Annotated in this window: 18 protein-coding genes; 7 read left to right on the forward strand and 11 right to left on the reverse strand. The window is 60.3% G+C overall.

The genetic code is table 11. The features are described 5' to 3' along the window. Positions 1–155 precede the first annotated feature (155 nt). The 3 genes from AC1DPR_RS25375 (at position 156) to AC1DPR_RS25385 (ending at position 2,468) form a co-directional block, all read left to right on the forward strand. Positions 156–1,583: a gamma-aminobutyraldehyde dehydrogenase gene (locus AC1DPR_RS25375; RefSeq protein ID WP_018856500.1), complete on the forward strand. Its 1,428-nt coding sequence runs from the start codon at positions 156–158 to the stop codon at positions 1,581–1,583. A gap of 70 nt (positions 1,584–1,653) precedes the next feature. After that, positions 1,654–2,148, forward strand: coding sequence for an ester cyclase (locus AC1DPR_RS25380; protein ID WP_018856499.1), 495 nt, complete (start codon positions 1,654–1,656; stop codon positions 2,146–2,148). A 146-nt stretch (positions 2,149–2,294) separates the two neighbouring features. After that, positions 2,295–2,468, forward strand: coding sequence for a DUF1328 domain-containing protein (locus AC1DPR_RS25385; protein WP_018856498.1), 174 nt, complete (start codon positions 2,295–2,297; stop codon positions 2,466–2,468). Here the strand turns inward: AC1DPR_RS25385 and AC1DPR_RS25390 are convergent. The 4 genes from AC1DPR_RS25390 to AC1DPR_RS25405 all read right to left on the reverse strand — a co-directional run bounded on the left by AC1DPR_RS25390 (position 2,465) and on the right by AC1DPR_RS25405 (position 5,220). Next, positions 2,465–3,346 (reverse strand): adenylate/guanylate cyclase domain-containing protein, encoded by an 882-nt coding sequence (locus AC1DPR_RS25390; RefSeq protein WP_246733756.1) that lies wholly within the window; start codon positions 3,344–3,346, stop codon positions 2,465–2,467. The two genes, AC1DPR_RS25385 and AC1DPR_RS25390, sit on opposite strands and share 4 nt — an antisense overlap. Before the next feature lie 23 nt (positions 3,347–3,369). Then, positions 3,370–3,711, reverse strand: coding sequence for a MerR family transcriptional regulator (locus tag AC1DPR_RS25395; RefSeq protein WP_162763489.1), 342 nt, complete (start codon positions 3,709–3,711; stop codon positions 3,370–3,372). Positions 3,712–3,749: 38 nt separating this feature from the next. Next, positions 3,750–4,388, reverse strand: a complete 639-nt coding sequence (locus AC1DPR_RS25400; RefSeq protein ID WP_026371708.1) for a DUF1345 domain-containing protein — start codon at positions 4,386–4,388, stop codon at positions 3,750–3,752. 100 nt (positions 4,389–4,488) lie between these two features. Further along, positions 4,489–5,220 carry an SDR family oxidoreductase gene (locus AC1DPR_RS25405; RefSeq protein ID WP_113471966.1) on the reverse strand — a complete coding sequence of 244 codons (732 nt, stop codon included), beginning with the start codon at positions 5,218–5,220 and terminating at the stop codon, positions 4,489–4,491. A gap of 208 nt (positions 5,221–5,428) precedes the next feature. Between AC1DPR_RS25405 and AC1DPR_RS25410 the strand changes: the two genes are divergently transcribed. Then, a complete protein-coding gene (locus AC1DPR_RS25410) occupies positions 5,429–6,265 on the forward strand; it encodes an amidohydrolase family protein (protein ID WP_026371707.1) in 837 nt (278 codons plus the stop codon). A 58-nt stretch (positions 6,266–6,323) separates the two neighbouring features. Here the strand turns inward: AC1DPR_RS25410 and tal are convergent, their stop codons facing one another. Next, positions 6,324–7,289 (reverse strand): transaldolase, encoded by a 966-nt coding sequence (gene tal, locus AC1DPR_RS25415; protein WP_018856492.1) that lies wholly within the window; start codon positions 7,287–7,289, stop codon positions 6,324–6,326. 355 nt (positions 7,290–7,644) lie between these two features. Here tal and AC1DPR_RS25420 point away from each other — a divergent pair, with 355 nt between their 5' ends. Then, a complete protein-coding gene (locus AC1DPR_RS25420; protein WP_018856491.1) occupies positions 7,645–8,628 on the forward strand; it encodes a sugar-binding transcriptional regulator in 984 nt (327 codons plus the stop codon). 20 nt (positions 8,629–8,648) lie between these two features. Here the strand turns inward: AC1DPR_RS25420 and AC1DPR_RS25425 are convergent, their stop codons facing one another. The 3 genes from AC1DPR_RS25425 to AC1DPR_RS25435 all read right to left on the reverse strand — a co-directional run bounded on the left by AC1DPR_RS25425 (position 8,649) and on the right by AC1DPR_RS25435 (position 10,682). Next, a complete protein-coding gene (locus tag AC1DPR_RS25425; protein ID WP_018856490.1) occupies positions 8,649–9,128 on the reverse strand; it encodes a hypothetical protein in 480 nt (159 codons plus the stop codon). Positions 9,129–9,242: 114 nt separating this feature from the next. Further along, the gene (locus tag AC1DPR_RS25430) at positions 9,243–10,115 is read right to left on the reverse strand and encodes a methylated-DNA--[protein]-cysteine S-methyltransferase (RefSeq protein ID WP_018856489.1); all 873 of its coding nucleotides are present in this window, start codon (positions 10,113–10,115) and stop codon (positions 9,243–9,245) included. A 69-nt stretch (positions 10,116–10,184) separates the two neighbouring features. Next, positions 10,185–10,682 (reverse strand): DUF2244 domain-containing protein, encoded by a 498-nt coding sequence (locus tag AC1DPR_RS25435; protein WP_026371706.1) that lies wholly within the window; start codon positions 10,680–10,682, stop codon positions 10,185–10,187. 22 nt (positions 10,683–10,704) lie between these two features. Here AC1DPR_RS25435 and nth point away from each other — a divergent pair, with 22 nt between their 5' ends. Further along, positions 10,705–11,487: an endonuclease III gene (gene nth / locus AC1DPR_RS25440; RefSeq protein ID WP_113471970.1), complete on the forward strand. Its 783-nt coding sequence runs from the start codon at positions 10,705–10,707 to the stop codon at positions 11,485–11,487. Between the two features lie 34 nt (positions 11,488–11,521). On the opposite strand, the gene AC1DPR_RS25445 is transcribed toward nth, so the two are convergent. After that, on the reverse strand, positions 11,522–12,235 hold the full coding sequence (locus AC1DPR_RS25445; RefSeq protein WP_018856486.1) for a sulfate transporter family protein: 714 nt from the start codon (positions 12,233–12,235) through the stop codon (positions 11,522–11,524). Positions 12,236–12,466: 231 nt separating this feature from the next. Between AC1DPR_RS25445 and AC1DPR_RS25450 the strand changes: the two genes are divergently transcribed. Further along, positions 12,467–13,321 carry a MurR/RpiR family transcriptional regulator gene (locus tag AC1DPR_RS25450; protein ID WP_025658852.1) on the forward strand — a complete coding sequence of 285 codons (855 nt, stop codon included), beginning with the start codon at positions 12,467–12,469 and terminating at the stop codon, positions 13,319–13,321. 20 nt (positions 13,322–13,341) lie between these two features. Here the strand turns inward: AC1DPR_RS25450 and AC1DPR_RS25455 are convergent, their stop codons facing one another. Both AC1DPR_RS25455 and AC1DPR_RS25460 read right to left on the reverse strand, forming a co-directional pair. Then, on the reverse strand, positions 13,342–14,925 hold the full coding sequence (locus tag AC1DPR_RS25455) for an FGGY-family carbohydrate kinase (RefSeq protein WP_113471968.1): 1,584 nt from the start codon (positions 14,923–14,925) through the stop codon (positions 13,342–13,344). Beyond that, entirely contained in the window at positions 14,925–15,614 is a 690-nt protein-coding gene (locus AC1DPR_RS25460) for an HAD family hydrolase (RefSeq protein WP_018856483.1), read from the reverse strand. Before AC1DPR_RS25460 ends, AC1DPR_RS25455 begins: the two co-directional genes overlap by 1 nt. Positions 15,615–15,652: the final 38 nt, after the last annotated feature.

Consider the following 15,652-nt stretch of genomic DNA (forward strand, 5'->3'; position numbering starts at 1 on the left):
TTGGTTCGAGAACCGAAGGGCGAGGAACCACCTGTCCAGCGGAAGCACGAGATTTAGCCGATCGGCGAAAACGTCGATCAACACGAAACCGAACCCAAGGAAAAGCTGCCAGTTGAAGGCGTTTTGCCCCTTGTGTTCTTTCATTGGAGAACATCATGGACACCGCGATGCTGATTGGGTCCCGTTTCGAAGCGGGCACGGAAACGGAAGAGCACATCCTGAACCCGAAGACGGGCGAGACCGTGCTTGACCTGCCGGAAGCCTCGCTTGCCCAGATCGACGCTGCCGTCGACGCCGCAGAATCCGCATTCCAGGACTGGTCGCAGACGACACCGGGCCAACGCTCCAGCTACCTCCTCAGGATCGCCGATGCGATCGAGAAGGACGCCGAGGGGTTTGCCGCACTGGAAGCCCTGAACTGCGGCAAGCCGATCAATGCCGTGTTGAACGACGAAATCCCGGCAATCGTCGATTGCTACCGCTTCTTTGCAGGCGCCGTCCGCAATCTGCACGGCCCCGTCGCCGGCGAATACCTGCCTGGTCATACATCAATGATCCGCCGCGATCCGGTCGGTATCATCGGCTCCATCGCGCCGTGGAACTATCCGCTGATGATGATGGCCTGGAAGCTGGCTCCGGCAATCGCCGGCGGCAACACCGTCGTCTTCAAGCCCTCCGAACAGACGCCGCTCACCGCACTTAAGATGGCGAAGCTGCTTGCCGATATCCTGCCGGAAGGCGTCGTCAACGTCATCCTCGGCCGCGGCGAGAGCGTCGGCAATGCCCTGATCAATCATCCGAAGATTTCGATGGTCTCGATCACAGGCGACGTCGCTACCGGCAAGAAAGTTCTGCAGGCAGCCGCCAAGACCGTGAAGCGCACCCACCTGGAACTCGGCGGCAAGGCGCCGGTCATCGTCTTCGACGACGCCGACATCGACGCTGTTGTCGCGGGCATCCGCACCTTCGGCTACTACAATGCCGGCCAGGACTGCACCGCCGCCTGCCGCATCTACGCCGATGCGAAGGTCTACGACAGGTTCGTCGCCGACCTCTCCTCAGCCGTCTCCTCGATCAAGTTCAATCAGGCCGACGACACCGAGAACGAGATCGGCCCACTGATCTCCAAGCGCCAGCGCGACCGCGTCGAAAGCTTCGTCGCCCGTGCGTCCGAACACAAGCACATGGAAATCACCACCGGTGGCAAGACCTCCGGCGACAAGGGCTTTTTCTACACGCCGACGGTCGTCGCCGGCGCCACGCAGGATGACGAGATCGTTCGCCGCGAGGTTTTCGGTCCGGTCGTTTCCGTCACCCGCTTCACCGATGTCGAGGATGCCGTCACCTGGGCGAACGACAGCGACTACGGCCTCGCTTCGTCGGTCTGGACCAAGGACATCAGCCGCGGCATGAAAACTGCCGCCCGCCTGCAATATGGCTGCACCTGGATCAACACGCACTTCATGCTCACCAACGAAATGCCGCATGGCGGCCTGAAGCAATCAGGCTATGGCAAGGACATGTCCGTCTACGCACTGGAGGACTACACCGCCGTCCGGCACGTAATGATCAACCACGGTTGATCCCGCGCGGCCGGGCCGACGGGCGGGCCGTAACCTGCAAACAAGAACATGCAACAAAAGGGGAGTCGAAATGAAACGCCGTACCATTCTTGCCGCCTTCGGTGGCATCTGTCTCGCCTCGACGCTTTCGGCCATGCCGGTCTATGCGGCCGATCAGACGCCGGTTGAGGTCGTTCAACAGTACCTGGCCGCATGGAACGCCCACGATGCCGGCAAGGCCGCTTCCTATTTCGATGACAAGATCAGCTACTACGACGCATCGGTTGGCAAGCCGACCGTCGGCAAGGCCGAGGCCAAGGCGGCCGTGATCGACAACTTCATGACCGCTGCGCCGGATCTGAAATGGGAGATGCGGGGTGATCCGATCGTCAGCGGAAACAAGGTTTCCTTCGAGTGGACCTTCTCAGGGAAGAACAGCGGTCCTTGGGCCGATGGGACCAAGGCAACCGACAAGTCCTTCTCCTTCGACGGTGCCTCGGTCTTCGTCATTGAGAACAACGTGATCAAGCAGCAGTCGGACTACTACGACGCCCTTGGCTTCTACAAGCAACTGGGCCTGATGTAACATGGCAATCCGGCCGGCGGCGCTCCCCAGGGGCGTCGCCAACGCTTTCAGCTACCGCTGCGGGCTGCGCCCACCGGTTGCGTAAAATATGGAACAAATTTCCTCGCCCTGCGTCATCTAAACGATGAGCAAAAAGGAAAAAATCCATGCTTAGATGGGCTCTCATATTCTTCGTTATTTCGCTGATTGCCGGTTTCTTCGGCTTCTCCGGCATCTCGGCCGCAACGGCAACGATTGCTCGCGTTCTCTTCGGCATCGCGCTGGTGATCTTCCTGATCTTCCTGATTCTGGCGCTGATGGCCGGCAATGCGGTGCTTTAACCTGCCGCCGCGCGTTGGGCGGCAAAGAGAGGCACCGAGTCCTTGAAGCCTTTCAGGGAAACAGCTCCCAGACCCTGGAAGGCAAGACCGCGTGCTGCCGCTTCCGCGGCAGCACGCGTATTGAGGCAGACAAGTGTTTGGGACGGCCCGGCAACGGCCGAAACGCGCGCCGCGAGATTGACCGTCCGGCCGAAAATATCCCCGTCACGAGGCACAACCTGCCCCGTTGCTACACCGACCCGCACAGGCGGCAACTCATCCAAACGGCTCTGCTCCACCAGCGATAGCGATGCTTGCACCGCCGAGGCTGCATCCGGAAACAGCATCATGACGCCGTCGCCCAGTGGCTTGACGATACGTCCGTCGAACGCGCATGAAAGCCGTTGGGCGATTGCTTCAAAACGGGCGGCCTTCTCGGCGGCAGACACATCGCCAATCTCACGCGTCAAGCCCGTGAAGCCGGAAAGGTCGGCAAAGGCCACGGCCGGCAGGCTGTCCTCGTCGCCAGGCTCCAGCCCGTGTTCGCGCAGGGCATCCTGCAGCCTTCCGACGATATTGTCGAACACCGCCTCCTCCAGCATCCGCCGCTGCAGCAGGAACAGCATCCGGAAGCCGATCCGCTGTAGTGCCAAGCGCTTGGTGGCGGCAACCTCGAAAAGATGATGGTAGCTAAGGCCCGCATTCAGCATCGGCTCTTCGACCTCGCCGCGGAAGAGGTCGCGCATCGTGTCGACACAGCGGCGAACCGACTGACCGAAAACGCGCAGCACCCGCTCCATCCCGACAACGGAGGCACCAAGCTGCCTGCACTCCGCCAACAGCCAGATAAATTCCGCATCGTCCTCGCGAAGCGGTTGATCCGCTGAAAGCGGCGGCAAGCTGGCGCATGCCCTTATGCCATTCAGCTCGTCGAGATCCAGTTGCCCTGCCGCCACCTCGGCCGAAACAACGCCTCGGTCATCGCTACGGGCTCGAACATCAGCTGATTGGCGAACTCCAGAGTAAAGATCCGCCGCCTCAGACCTTCCGCCAGCACATCGAGGCTGATGCCGGCTTCCTGCAGGGCAACTATCAATCGGAGCCGGCTGACATCGCTTGCGGCATAGCCTGTGTATCCAGGACCAATGATCTCTAGGCGCTCGAGATCACGCAAGCGGGCATCGTCACAGCCGGCAAGGACCAACAATCTCTCACACGGCAATGCTTCCATCACGGCAACCTCTGGGGGATGAGATTGCTTCATACATCAAATCCGTGTGTCCCTCCACGCAGCCAAAGGCGTTAGAGCAGACTTGCTCCGACATTGATGGCAAGGGCCAGGATCGTCGTATTGAACAGGAATGAGAGGATGGAATGCAGGAGCGTCAGCTTGCGCATGGTGACCGATGTCGTCGCAACGTCGGCCGTCTGTGAGGCAACGCCGATCGTGAAGGAGTAGTAGAGGAAGTCCCAATAAATAGGCTCGTCATTGCCTTCCGGAAACTTCAGCCCTTCCCCCTTGGCCTCTCCGCCATAGAAGCGATGTGCGTAGTGCACCGTGAACAAGGTGTGCAGGAATGCCCAGGAGATCAGGATCGTGGCGATTGCACCAAGCGATCGTACGAGCGCCTCGCTTGCGTCAGCCCCCTTGGCTGCATGAAGTTCCAGCGCGATACCGGCAATGCTGGCGAGCGCCGCCAAAATAGACAGCGCCATGAGGAAGACGTCTGAAAGGTCGAGATCCTCAGCTCTCTCGCGGATGCTAGCGACGGTCGCGCGCAGCATTCGGCGCCAGGTGAGCGCCGTAAAGACGATGGCGCCGGCGTTCCAGCCAAAAATCAGGTTCTGCGGATTGACCTCGCGGCTGGTGAGCAACAGGAAAGTCACGAGTCCAGCGGTCACGGCGACGACGAACACCATGTGTCTGCGTAGTTGCTCCATGACCTGACTTTCCCGGCGCCCAGCGTCTGCCGCCGTCACAATCCTACCGCTGCAAGATTGCCTTTGATATCAGTTTGATGGCGGCAGGAGCAATATGGCTTTAGCCGGTCCAGCCGCCATCGACGACATGGATCTGGCCCGTCGTGAAGCCTGCCTCGTCACCGGCAAGATAGGTCACCAGAGCGGCGATCTCCTCGGGTGTGGCGATGCGACCCATCGGCTGGCGGGCGATGAAATCCTTCAGTGCCTTTTCATAGTCGCCGGTCGCACGCAAGCGCTCGTGCAGCGACGGGCTGTCCACGGTACCGGGGCAGATCGCATTGGCGCGGATACCCTTGGCAACAAAGTCGGCGGCAATTGACTTGGTGAGGCCAATCACGGCTGCCTTCGATGCACTGTAGGCAAAGCGATTGGGAACGCCCTTCACACTGGAGGCGACCGAAGCCATGTTGACGATCGACCCCTTCCCCTTCTCCAGCATCCCGGGAAGGAAGGTACGGCAGGTCGTATACATCGCCTTGGCATTCAGGTTAAAGGAAAAGTCCCAGTCCTTCTCCTCGCATTCGAGGATCGAGCCTGCATGAACGAAGCCTGCGCAATTGAAGAGAACGTCGATCGGGCCGATCGTGGCTGCGAAGGCACGGACTGCGTCGCCATCGAGCGCATTGAGGACATGCTTCTCGGCGCCTTCCAGGGTGGAAATCGTGTTTTCGTTGATATCGGTCGCATAGACATGCGCGCCGAGTGAAATGAAGCGCTCAGCGCTTGCTCGACCGATACCCTGACCTGCCGCCGTGATGACGACTTTCTTGCCTTCCAGACCGTGGCTCATACATCCTCCCAAATTCCGGCGCTTGCGGCGCATTCATTCATATGCAAACAATATATTCAGATTGGCGTCAACCTGATGGAGCGAGGTTTGCGCCGGAAGCCTAGTTGATCTTGTGTGGCCGGGCATGAAAAATCTGGTGGCCGAAAAGCCAGTCGGCGCCGCCGCCGCACCTTGCGGCAAACAGCATCGCATGAATGGGAGGAACCGCATGCACTTCGACACACACCTGCACATCGTCGACCGGCAGGCGCTCGACTATCCCTGGCTCTCCGGCGCGGGTGATCTTAATCGTGACAATCTCTACGAAGACTATGCGCGCGATGCGCTACGCTGCGGCATCTCCAATGTGCTGCACATGGAAGTGGACGTTGCACCGGCGCGTATCGACGACGAGACGAATTACGTCAGGGAAGTCAGCCGCCGCCAGGGCAGTCTTGTGCGTGGCGTCATCGCCGCCTGCCGGCCGGAAGAGGATGGTTTCGCGGCCTATCTGGAGCGATCGGCTGCCGATCCCTTCGTCAAAGGCTTCCGCCGCGTCCTCCACGTGGCCCCGGACGACACAGCCGCCCGACCGCTGTTTCGCGAGAACATCAAGCGCCTCTCCGGCACCCGCATGACGTTCGATCTCTGTGTCTTCCCGCATCAATTCGAGACCATCCTCGCGCTGGTCGATCACTGCCCGGATGTTCGCTTCATTCTCGACCATTGCGCCAACCCGCCGATCAAGGATGGGATGAGCGACGTCTGGCGCAAGGGCATCACGGAATTCTCCCGCCGCTCGAACGTGACGGCAAAGATTTCAGGCGTCATCGCCTATGGGGATCTCGAAAACTGGTCGGTCGAGAGCCTCCGCCCGTATGTCGAACATACGATCGGCAGCTTCGGTTGGGATCGCGTCGTCTGGGGCAGCGACTGGCCCGTTTGCACGCTCGGCGGCGGGCTGGCACCCTGGGTCGCTGCCACCCATGCGCTGACCTCGGGCTGCAGCCCGGAAGAGCGCGACAAGCTCTATCAGGCCAACGCCAAGCGCATCTGGTCGATATGACACGAAAAAGGGCGGCACCGAATGGCACCGCCCTTCTTGGTTGGAGCGCTCGTAAGCCTTAAGCAGCTGCGAGCTGCAGTTCTTTCTGAACGTTGCTGCGAAGCGTACCAAGGTCCTTGGCGAAGGCACGGATGCCTTCGGCGAGCTTTTCGGTCGCCATCGCGTCTTCGTTCATCATCCAGCGGAAGATCTTTTCGTCGACGGTGATCTTCGGGGCAGGCTTCGTCACATCAGGCGACAGCTTGCGCTCGAGCTTGCCCTGATCGTTGGAGAGTTCGTCGAGCAGGTTCGGCGCGATCGTCAGGCGATCGCAACCGGCCAAGGCTTCGATTTCGCCGGCGCTGCGGAACGAGGCACCCATGACGATCGTCTTGATGTCGTTGGCCTTATAGTAGTTGTAGATGTCGCGGACGGAGATGACGCCCGGATCTTCCTCAGGCGTGAATTCCTTGCCAGTCGACTTCTTGTACCAGTCGAGTATGCGGCCAACGAACGGCGAAATCAGGAACACCTTGGCGTCAGCGCAGGCAACCGCCTGGGCCTTGGAGAACAGAAGCGTCAGGTTGCAGTCGATGCCTTCCTTCTGCAGGATTTCGGCGGCGCGAATGCCCTCCCAGGTCGAAGCCAGCTTGATGAGGATGCGGTCACGCTCGATGCCGCGTTCCTTGTAGGCAGCGATGATCGAACGGGCCTTGGCAAGCGACGCTTCGGTATCGAAGGAAAGGTCCGCATCGACTTCGGTTGACACGCGGCCCGGAACGAGCTTCACGAGCGCAGCACCGACGGAGATCGCCAGGCGATCGGCAACGGCGGCGGAAACGGCCTCCGGATTGCCGCCCTGCTTCTTGCCCCAGGCAACAGCTTCCTTGACGGTATCTGCGAACATCGGCGTACCGAGTGCCTTCAGCACGATGCTTGGGTTCGTCGTGCAATCGACGGGCTTCAGACGGGCAACAGCCTCGATGTCACCGGTATCGGCAACGACCGTGGTAATCTCGCGGAGGTGGTCAAGCTTGGATGTCATGGTTACTGGTCCTTTTGACTTGAGCTGCGCGCCGATGCGAACTTCGCCCGGCAAATAATCTACGAATGGGCAGTCTGCGAGCCGCCTGTGTAAGCAGCGGTCGCGTCATCCCCGCGAAACGGCGTCACGCCTCGGCCGCCAAGTGCCGATGGGACGTCCCGCTTACCTGCACATTACCTCCTCGGTCGCACGGATGCGACTTCTTGGCGGCGACTATCACTATTCCCCGCCAGATATGTCAAGGACATTTGTGCATTTCAATTGACATAAGTGTCACACCCGTCATTATCGGCGGAACAACGAACCTGTCCTGGCTTGATGATAGATCTAGGGCGCAATTCGCTCCGGAGGAGATGTGGTCAAGCTCAAACGTGGCACGCATACGGCTTATTCCGAAGCATCCTCCCTTAGGTTGCGTGCGGCTTGGCTCTATTACAATCAGGGACTGACGCAGAAGGATGTCGCCGAACAGCTCGGCATCAGCCGCACGACCGTGATCCGCCTGCTCGACGAGGCGATGAAGCGCAGCGAAGTGCAGATTTGGATCAACGACTCGATCGGCGATTGCGTCGAACTTTCGGTAAAACTCGAGCGCGCCTATGGCCTCGACGAAGCGATCGTCGTGCCGGCGCCGGCGCAGCCTGACGCCAACTCGCTGGCAAAAAGCGTTGGCCTTGCGTTGGGACAGTTCCTCTCCGAGGCCATTCCAGACGACTACACAATCGGCGTCGGCTGGGGCCGAACCATGACGGCTTCGCTCTCAAGCTTCCGGCCGCCCCGCCGCGACAATTGCAAGGTCGTCTCCCTCCTCGGAGGCGTCGTCGCCGTCCACCAGACGAACCCGATCGACTACACCTGGCGCCTCGCGAGCCAGCTCGGCGCCGAATGCTATATGTTCCTTGCCCCGCTTCTGGTGGATTCTACGGAAACGAAGCGGAACCTCATCGAGAAATGTGGCCTGGACACGATCTATCGGCTGGCGGAAACGTTGGATCTCGCGATCGTCAGCTGTGGCGACATCGGCCCGCACTCTACCTCCCTGTCGGAAGGGTGGATCTCGAAGGCCGAGCTGCAGCAGCTGATCGACGCCGGCTGCGTCTGCGACACGATGTTCAACTTCCTCGACAAGGACGGCAACACGATCGATCACTCGATCAACAGCCGCGTCATGTCCGTGGATCTCGACACATTGAAGAGGGCCAAGCACATCGTGCTGTCATCCGGCGGCACGCATCGCGCGGTCGCAATCCGTGCCACCATCAAGCGGATCGGCTGTAACACGCTGATCACAGACGAGGGTGCCGCCAAGGCTCTGCTGGGCCTGGCAGAGGCGGCTTAGGGGCGTTTAGCCAGCATCCGCTATCGCAGCTGGCACAGATGCGACAGTTGCGATTGCGCCCAGTTGCGCCCGAAATCCTGGGTATCCGGCAGTGCCGATAAAAGACTTCCGATCTCGCCATCGATTTCTAGATGGGTGTCCGTGATCCTGCATGCACCCACATCAAGGGCGACGGTGGCAACAACCTTGCCTTCCACCGGCGCCATCTGGAAGAGCGAATTGTCGCCAGTTTCGCAGGTCAATAGCGCCGTCGCCCTGATGGATGCGAGACTGTCCCCCGTCGAACAGACATCTGCAGACACAACCTTGAAGCTGCTGGTTCGATTGGGTCCCACGGGAAGCTGTTCGCATAACTGCGCGGTCGATATCGCGCGCGCCACATCCGGCCATTCCGGGCTACTCATCGCCGATTTGCAGCCCGCCCAGGCCGGAACCAGCGACATCGCAAGCAGGCCAACGGCAATGCCGACGACCTTGCATGGCTTTTCTCCAGGGTTCATTTCCGCCTCCTCGAGTCCCAGCCATGGAATCAAGCAGGTGAATCCTGAGTTTTTGATGGCAGGACTCCCGAGGGAGGAAGCGTATCCACAGGTTGGATCGATGCGTCGCCGCGATCAGGCGTGCGCCGCCTCCCAGCCGAGCATGGCCCGCTTGCGCGTCAGGCCCCAATGGTACCCCGTCAACGCCCCGCTTTTGCCGAGCGCGCGATGGCAGGGAACCACGAAGGAAATCGGATTGGCGCCGACCGCCGCACCAACCGCGCGCATCGCTGTCGGTCGGCCGATGTCGTGGGCGATGTCGCTGTAGGTGACGGCCTTGCCGAAGGGGATCTTCAGCAGGCTTTCCCACACCTGCACCTGGAAATCGGTGCCGATCAGCACGACACGCAGCGGCTGGTCCGATGTCCAGCGGCCCGGCTCAAAGATCCGCGTTGCGTAAGGTGCCGTCGCTTCGATATCGTCGACATAGGTCGCATTCGGCCAGCGGCATGTCATATCATCGAGACACGCGGCCTCGTCACCGTAATTGCTGAAAGCAAGCCCCGCGAGGCCACGGTCCGTCGCCATCACAAGCGCAACCCCAAAGGGTGAAGGATGGAAGCCGTAGCGGATCGTCAACCCACCGCCTTTGGCCTTCCATTCGCCGGGCGACATCGCCTCATGCGTGACGAAGAGATCGTGCAGGCGGCTGGGGCCGGACAGCCCGACCTCGATCGAGGTCTCCAGAAGGGGCATAGCTTCCTCGCGTAGAAGCCGCTTCGCGTGGTCGAGCGTGACTGCCTGCAGGAAAGCCTTCGGAGACAGGCCGGCCCACCGCGTAAACGTCTTCTGCAACTGCGTCGGCGACTGATTGAGCCGCGCTGCGATCGTCTCCAACGACGGCTGATCGCGATAGTCCTCGGTGATGAGTTCGATCACCTGGCGCACGGTCTCGTAATCAGAGCCATCAGGCGTGATGTCTTTGTTCAGCTTGGCTACCATATTCATGATCTTTCTCCTTGTACCAAGGAGATAGTCAAGTGACCCCTCGCAAGCCACCCGATTCTTGCGTGCCGGTCAAATCCGTTGTTTGACGGTGGCAAGCGCCCCCTTGAAGGCCTTAGCGAAGCTCTCGCGATCATCGGGATTGAGGAAGGAGCCGATATCCGTGCCCCTTCCTTCGCCGGAAATATACATGGAAAGAATGCCTATCTCCTGATGTCTGCGAACGAAGAAGCGCGTCCAGAAGGGATTGAAGTGATGCTCGATCATCCGACCGGAGGGCGCGAACTTGCGGACGGAAATATCCGTACGCGACACGGTCACTTCCTCCCGCGCGCGGCCAGACCGATAGTTCAGCCAGAAGGCGCCGTAGAGGAGCAGAAAATCAAGCCCGAAGAAGAAGCCGATCGGCCAGGCGCCCGTCACGACGAAGAACATGCCATACAGGCAGCACACTGCGCCGGTCAAAAGCAGCAACACCTTGAAACCCTTGCGGCCAAGCGACCGGTAAGGAAAAAGCTCGGCGGCAAAAACAGGTTGTTCGTCGGCTTTATCGGCGTTGCTTTCCATCATGGCTGGCAAGTATAGGTTTTCCATGCCAACTCCGAAACTCAAATCCGCCGTCACATCGTCGCAGAACTCAAAAGTGATCGTTCGCCAGAAGAAGCCGGCAACGGTCCGTTCTGCCTATTCCGAAGCCGAGCGCGAGGAGATATTCCGTCGCTTCTCCATCCAGCGGCCGGAGCCGAAAGGCGAACTGGAACACACGAACCCGTTCACGCTCGTCGTCGCTGTAGCCCTCTCCGCCCAGGCGACGGATGCCGGCGTCAACAAGGCGACACGCGCACTCTTCAGGGTTGCCGACACGCCCGAAAAGATGCTGGCACTCGGCGAGGAGCGGGTGCGCGACTACATCAAGACGATCGGCCTCTACCGCAACAAGGCGAAGAACGTCATCGCTCTCTCACAGATGCTGGTCGAGAAATTCGGCGGCGCTGTGCCGCAAACGCGTGACGAGCTGGTGATGCTCCCCGGTGTCGGCCGCAAGACCGCCAATGTCGTGCTCTCCATGGCTTTCGATCAGGCGACGATGGCGGTGGACACACACATTTTCCGCATCGCCAACCGAATCAAGCTGGCGCCGGGAAAGACGCCCGACGAGGTCGAGGAGCGGCTGATGAAGGTGGTACCGAAGCACTATCTCTATCATGCCCACCACTGGCTGATCCTGCATGGCCGCTATACCTGCAAGGCACGCAAGCCGGAATGCGAGCGCTGCGTCATCGCCGATATCTGCAAGTCGCCGGAAAAGAGCTGCGACGTGCCGGCGCCGCTGGTCGAGCTACCGCGCCAAGTGGTTGGAGAGGCCGTCGAGTAAGTCTGCGGCAGATCGCGGCGCTACCGATTTGGCCCTACCCGCGAAAGCCCGCGTCCTCGCGCGAAACCAGCTTGTGCAGGTGCACCATCAATCCAGCGGCGAAAAGCGGCGTCAGCAGATTGACGATCGGGATGGCAAGGAAGCCCGCAATAACAAGCCCCGCAAGGAACACCGTCGCCGCATGTTTGGCCCGAAACGATCGTGCCTCCTGCGGCGAACGAAACCGCATTGCAGCAAACTCGAAGAATTCGCGGCCGAGCAGGTAGCCGTTGACGAGGAAGAACGCGATTATGTTGACGCCCGGCACGAACAGCAGAAAAAGCGCCACGATGTTGCCGAGGATAACCACGCCAAGAAGCTTGATCGAGCTTGTGAGCGCCGGACCGAGCGGCATCGCCGTTCCAGACTGATCCGAGGGATAATCCCGTCTTTCAATCACCTCGGCCACATCGTCGAGAAACAGGCCGGCAACCAATGCCGTCACCGGTGACAGCAAAAGCGCCAGGCCAAGTGCAAGGCCGAGGCTGGCTGCGATCGCAAACACGAAGCCGAGCCACCCTGCCCAGTCCGGCATGGCGGGAAAGAAACTGGCAATCCACGGGAAGACGTACGATATGAACGCACTGCGCAGCGCCAGCCAAAGCCCGACGAGCAACAGGAGGGTCAATCCCAGGACCTTCCAGAACACTGACCGCGTCTCTGGCGCGAAAAGATTGATGAGAGATAGGCGGGCCGCCTGAAAGATCATTCCGAGGTCTCCGGTTGCAACAACCATGTAGGAATCCGAACTTTGAACGGCAAGGCTGAAACAAACTCGGATGACTAGCCCAAAACTTGTCGGAAAATCTATGTTACTATATAGTAATTTATCAACTATGATTGCTTGATCCTGAAACGCAGCTTCCGGAATAGTTGCAAACGACAAGCGTTGGCCATGCGTATCCGAGAAATGCTTTCGGGAAGATCGGGACGGGCCAACGTGGAAGATTTTGTTCAGAAGCTCCGCCAGTATGCCAAGTCCGGCACGCCGGCCGAACGACGAATCGCGAAATATTTCTCCGAGCATCTGAACGACCTGCCGTTCGAAACAGCCGCGTCGGTTGCCGATCGGCTGGATCTGAGCCCCATGACGGTGGGCCGCTTTCTACGCGCGCTCGGCTATCAGGGGCTCGACAGCGTCAAGGTCCATATCCGCGAAACAACCACCATTTCGCCAATGCAGATGCAGGCATCGCTCACCCAGCTGCAGGCCGACGCTTCTGCCGGCAAGCCGCTCGCGGTACTGGTCTCCGAGCAGATCCAGGCGCTGCACCATATCTACCATTTGACGGGCCAGCCCCTCTGGAATGAAGCCGTGTCGATGATATCATCCGCTCATGAGGTTCTTGTCGCCTCGCATGCTCATCTTTCCGGCTTCGCGTCCCACTTTGCTCAGCGATTGACCCATGCGCGCGACGGCGTCCACGCGCTTGATGGAACGGGCAGCCGCTTCGCCGAACTCTTCGCACGGCTCGATGGCAATGACGCCTTGCTGATCGTGATCGACAGCCGGCGCTTTGGCAAAGCCCGGCTGCTGGCCCGGACGGCACGGCGCTATGGATACAAGGTTATCTTGATTACAGCACAAGGCACCAACTGGATTCCGGATCAGGCCAATATCGTACTCGCCCTTCCGCCTGCCCGATCCGATGACGAAGACAACCTGCCGCCGCTGATGGTCCTCCTCGACTGTCTGTCGGAAGACGTTGTCACTGCGGCCGGCGAAGAAGCAGGCGCCCGCACCCGTCGCATGGCTGAATTCGGCAGCATGCTTGGAGACGGCGGAAACCGGTAGAGTCTTCCAGGATTAGGCGCCTACTCCATCGCTTCCAGTTCCGCGCGGTGGCGATACATGGCAAGCAGCCGGCGATAATCCCGGTCATAAAATGCCTGCTTGGCTGTATCCGGCAATCGCTCTTCGCCACCGGAGTACATGGCCGCCCCTGCTTCTGCGAGATCTCGATAGAGACCGCACGCCACGGAAGCGGCCATCGCCGTACCGAGGAGCACCGCCTCGTTCATCTTCGGCACAACGACCCTGCAGCCGGTTGCATCGGAATAGAGCTCCATCAGCACCGGATTTTTCACATGGCCGCCTGCGACATGCAGGGTGTCAGGCACATAGCCATATTCCTTCATCCGCTCGAGGATGTGACGGATCCCGAGCGCGATCGCGACTGCTGCGCGCCAATAGAGCGCGCAGAGTCCGTCGAACGACGTGTCGAGCGTCAGGCCGCTGATGCTGCCGACGGCATGCGGATCGGCGAGTGGCGAGCGGTTGCCGTGAAAATCCGGCAGTATAAAGATGCGGGCACCGAACTCGTCGCCCTCCTCGGCGCGAAGCTGCGCAATACGCTCGACGATCTTCTGATGCAGCGTAGCCGTTGGCTCGCCACCGGCTGCGTGCATCCGCACGATATGATCGAGCAGCGCGCCCGTTGCCGATTGCCCCGCCTCGACAAGCCAGGATTCAGGAAAGACGGCTTCGTAATACGGCCCCCACATGCCGTGGCTCGGTTTGCGCTCGCGCGAGAACGAAACGATGCAGCTCGAGGTGCCGGCGATCAGCGCCAATTGGCGTTCCAGCCTGTGAGCATCCTGCGCCTCGCCGCCAAGCGCACCCAGCGCCCCGGCATAGGCGTCGATCATGCCTGAGGAAACATGGCACGCCGTCGTCAGCCCGAGCGCCGAGGCGGCCTCTTGCGTCAGCGTCCCGACACTCTTGCCGACCGGCACCGTTTCCTCCGGCAGCCGTCCGCGATCCAGTAGGTCATCGAGCCCAATCCGCTCGAGAAAATCCTTCCGCCACCCTTTGTCGAGATGTGCGAGATAATTCCACTTGGCCGTCAGCGTGCAGCGCGAGCGGGCGAGCGCGCCAGTTGCTTTCCAGGTCATGAAATCGGCGAGGTCGAACAGATAGCCGGTGTTCATCCAGGTGCCGGGCAGCTTCTTCTTCAGCCACATCAGCTTCGGCATTTCCATTTCCGGCGACATGAAGTGCCCGGAGTGCTCCAGCACGGGATGTTCCGTCGCCGTGCAGAAATCGGCTTCCTTCAGCGCCCGGTGATCGAGCCAGACGATCGTATCGAAACGGCGCTCTCCGCCGGTGGAAACACTGATCTGGTTGCCGTCGACATCGCGCACGACGAGCGAACAGGTAGCATCGAAACCGATCGCGCCCACCGATGCTGGCGCCGCGCCTGATTGCTCCATCGCCTTGCGAACGGCAATGCAGACCGCCGACCAGATGTCTTCGGAGTCATGCTCGGCGTGGTTTTCACGCGGCCTGTTCATGATGATCGGGTGTTCGGCCTTGCCCAGCAATGCGCCGCGAGCGTCGAAGACGCCGGCGCGCGCACTGCCCGTGCCGATATCAACCGCAACCACATGCTGAGGCATTAAAGGTGCATCCCGTCCTGCTTATGTTTGCGGACAAGGTGTATTAAATCCGGCATGGCGTCAAACACGGCTTCGGGAGAAAGTCGGTCAAGTTCAGCGCGATAGCCGGAAAAATTGGCGTGTGATCCGCCCGTGAAGGCAAACACCCTCATGCCCGCTGCCTTCGCCGCCTCGATCCCGGCGGGGCTGTCCTCCACGACCACGCAATTGGCGGGCTCTACGTTCATTTCGTGCGCCGCATGCAGGAAGAGATCGGGCGCGGGCTTGCCATGCTTGACCATGGTTGCGCTGAAGATATCAGGCAGCCGGTCGATCAGGCCGGTGACCGTCAGCGACAGGCGGATACGCTCGACTTGGCTGGAAGAGGCGACGCAACAGGGAATGCCGAGGGTGTCGATCGTCTCGGCGATCCCGGCCATCGGCTTCAGCTCCCTGCGAAACCGGGCGTAGAGATCGGTGCGGATTTGCTCAAGAAATTCCTGACCCGGGTGGACGTTGTATTCGGTCTTCATCGTCTCGATGACAGTCGCGAGACTTCGCCCGAGGAAACGGCCATAGACCTCTTCCTCGGTAATCGGGACATCGAGATCGTTCATCGCCTTCACGAGAACGCTCACCGATATCGGTTCGCTATCGACGAGCACGCCGTCGCAATCAAAGATGACGAGCCGTGTTTCAGCCTCAGCCATGGCAGACCCAATCGCAGTTGGTGCAGGAAGATGCATCC

Source organism: Rhizobium sp. 01T417 (assembly GCF_056398905.1).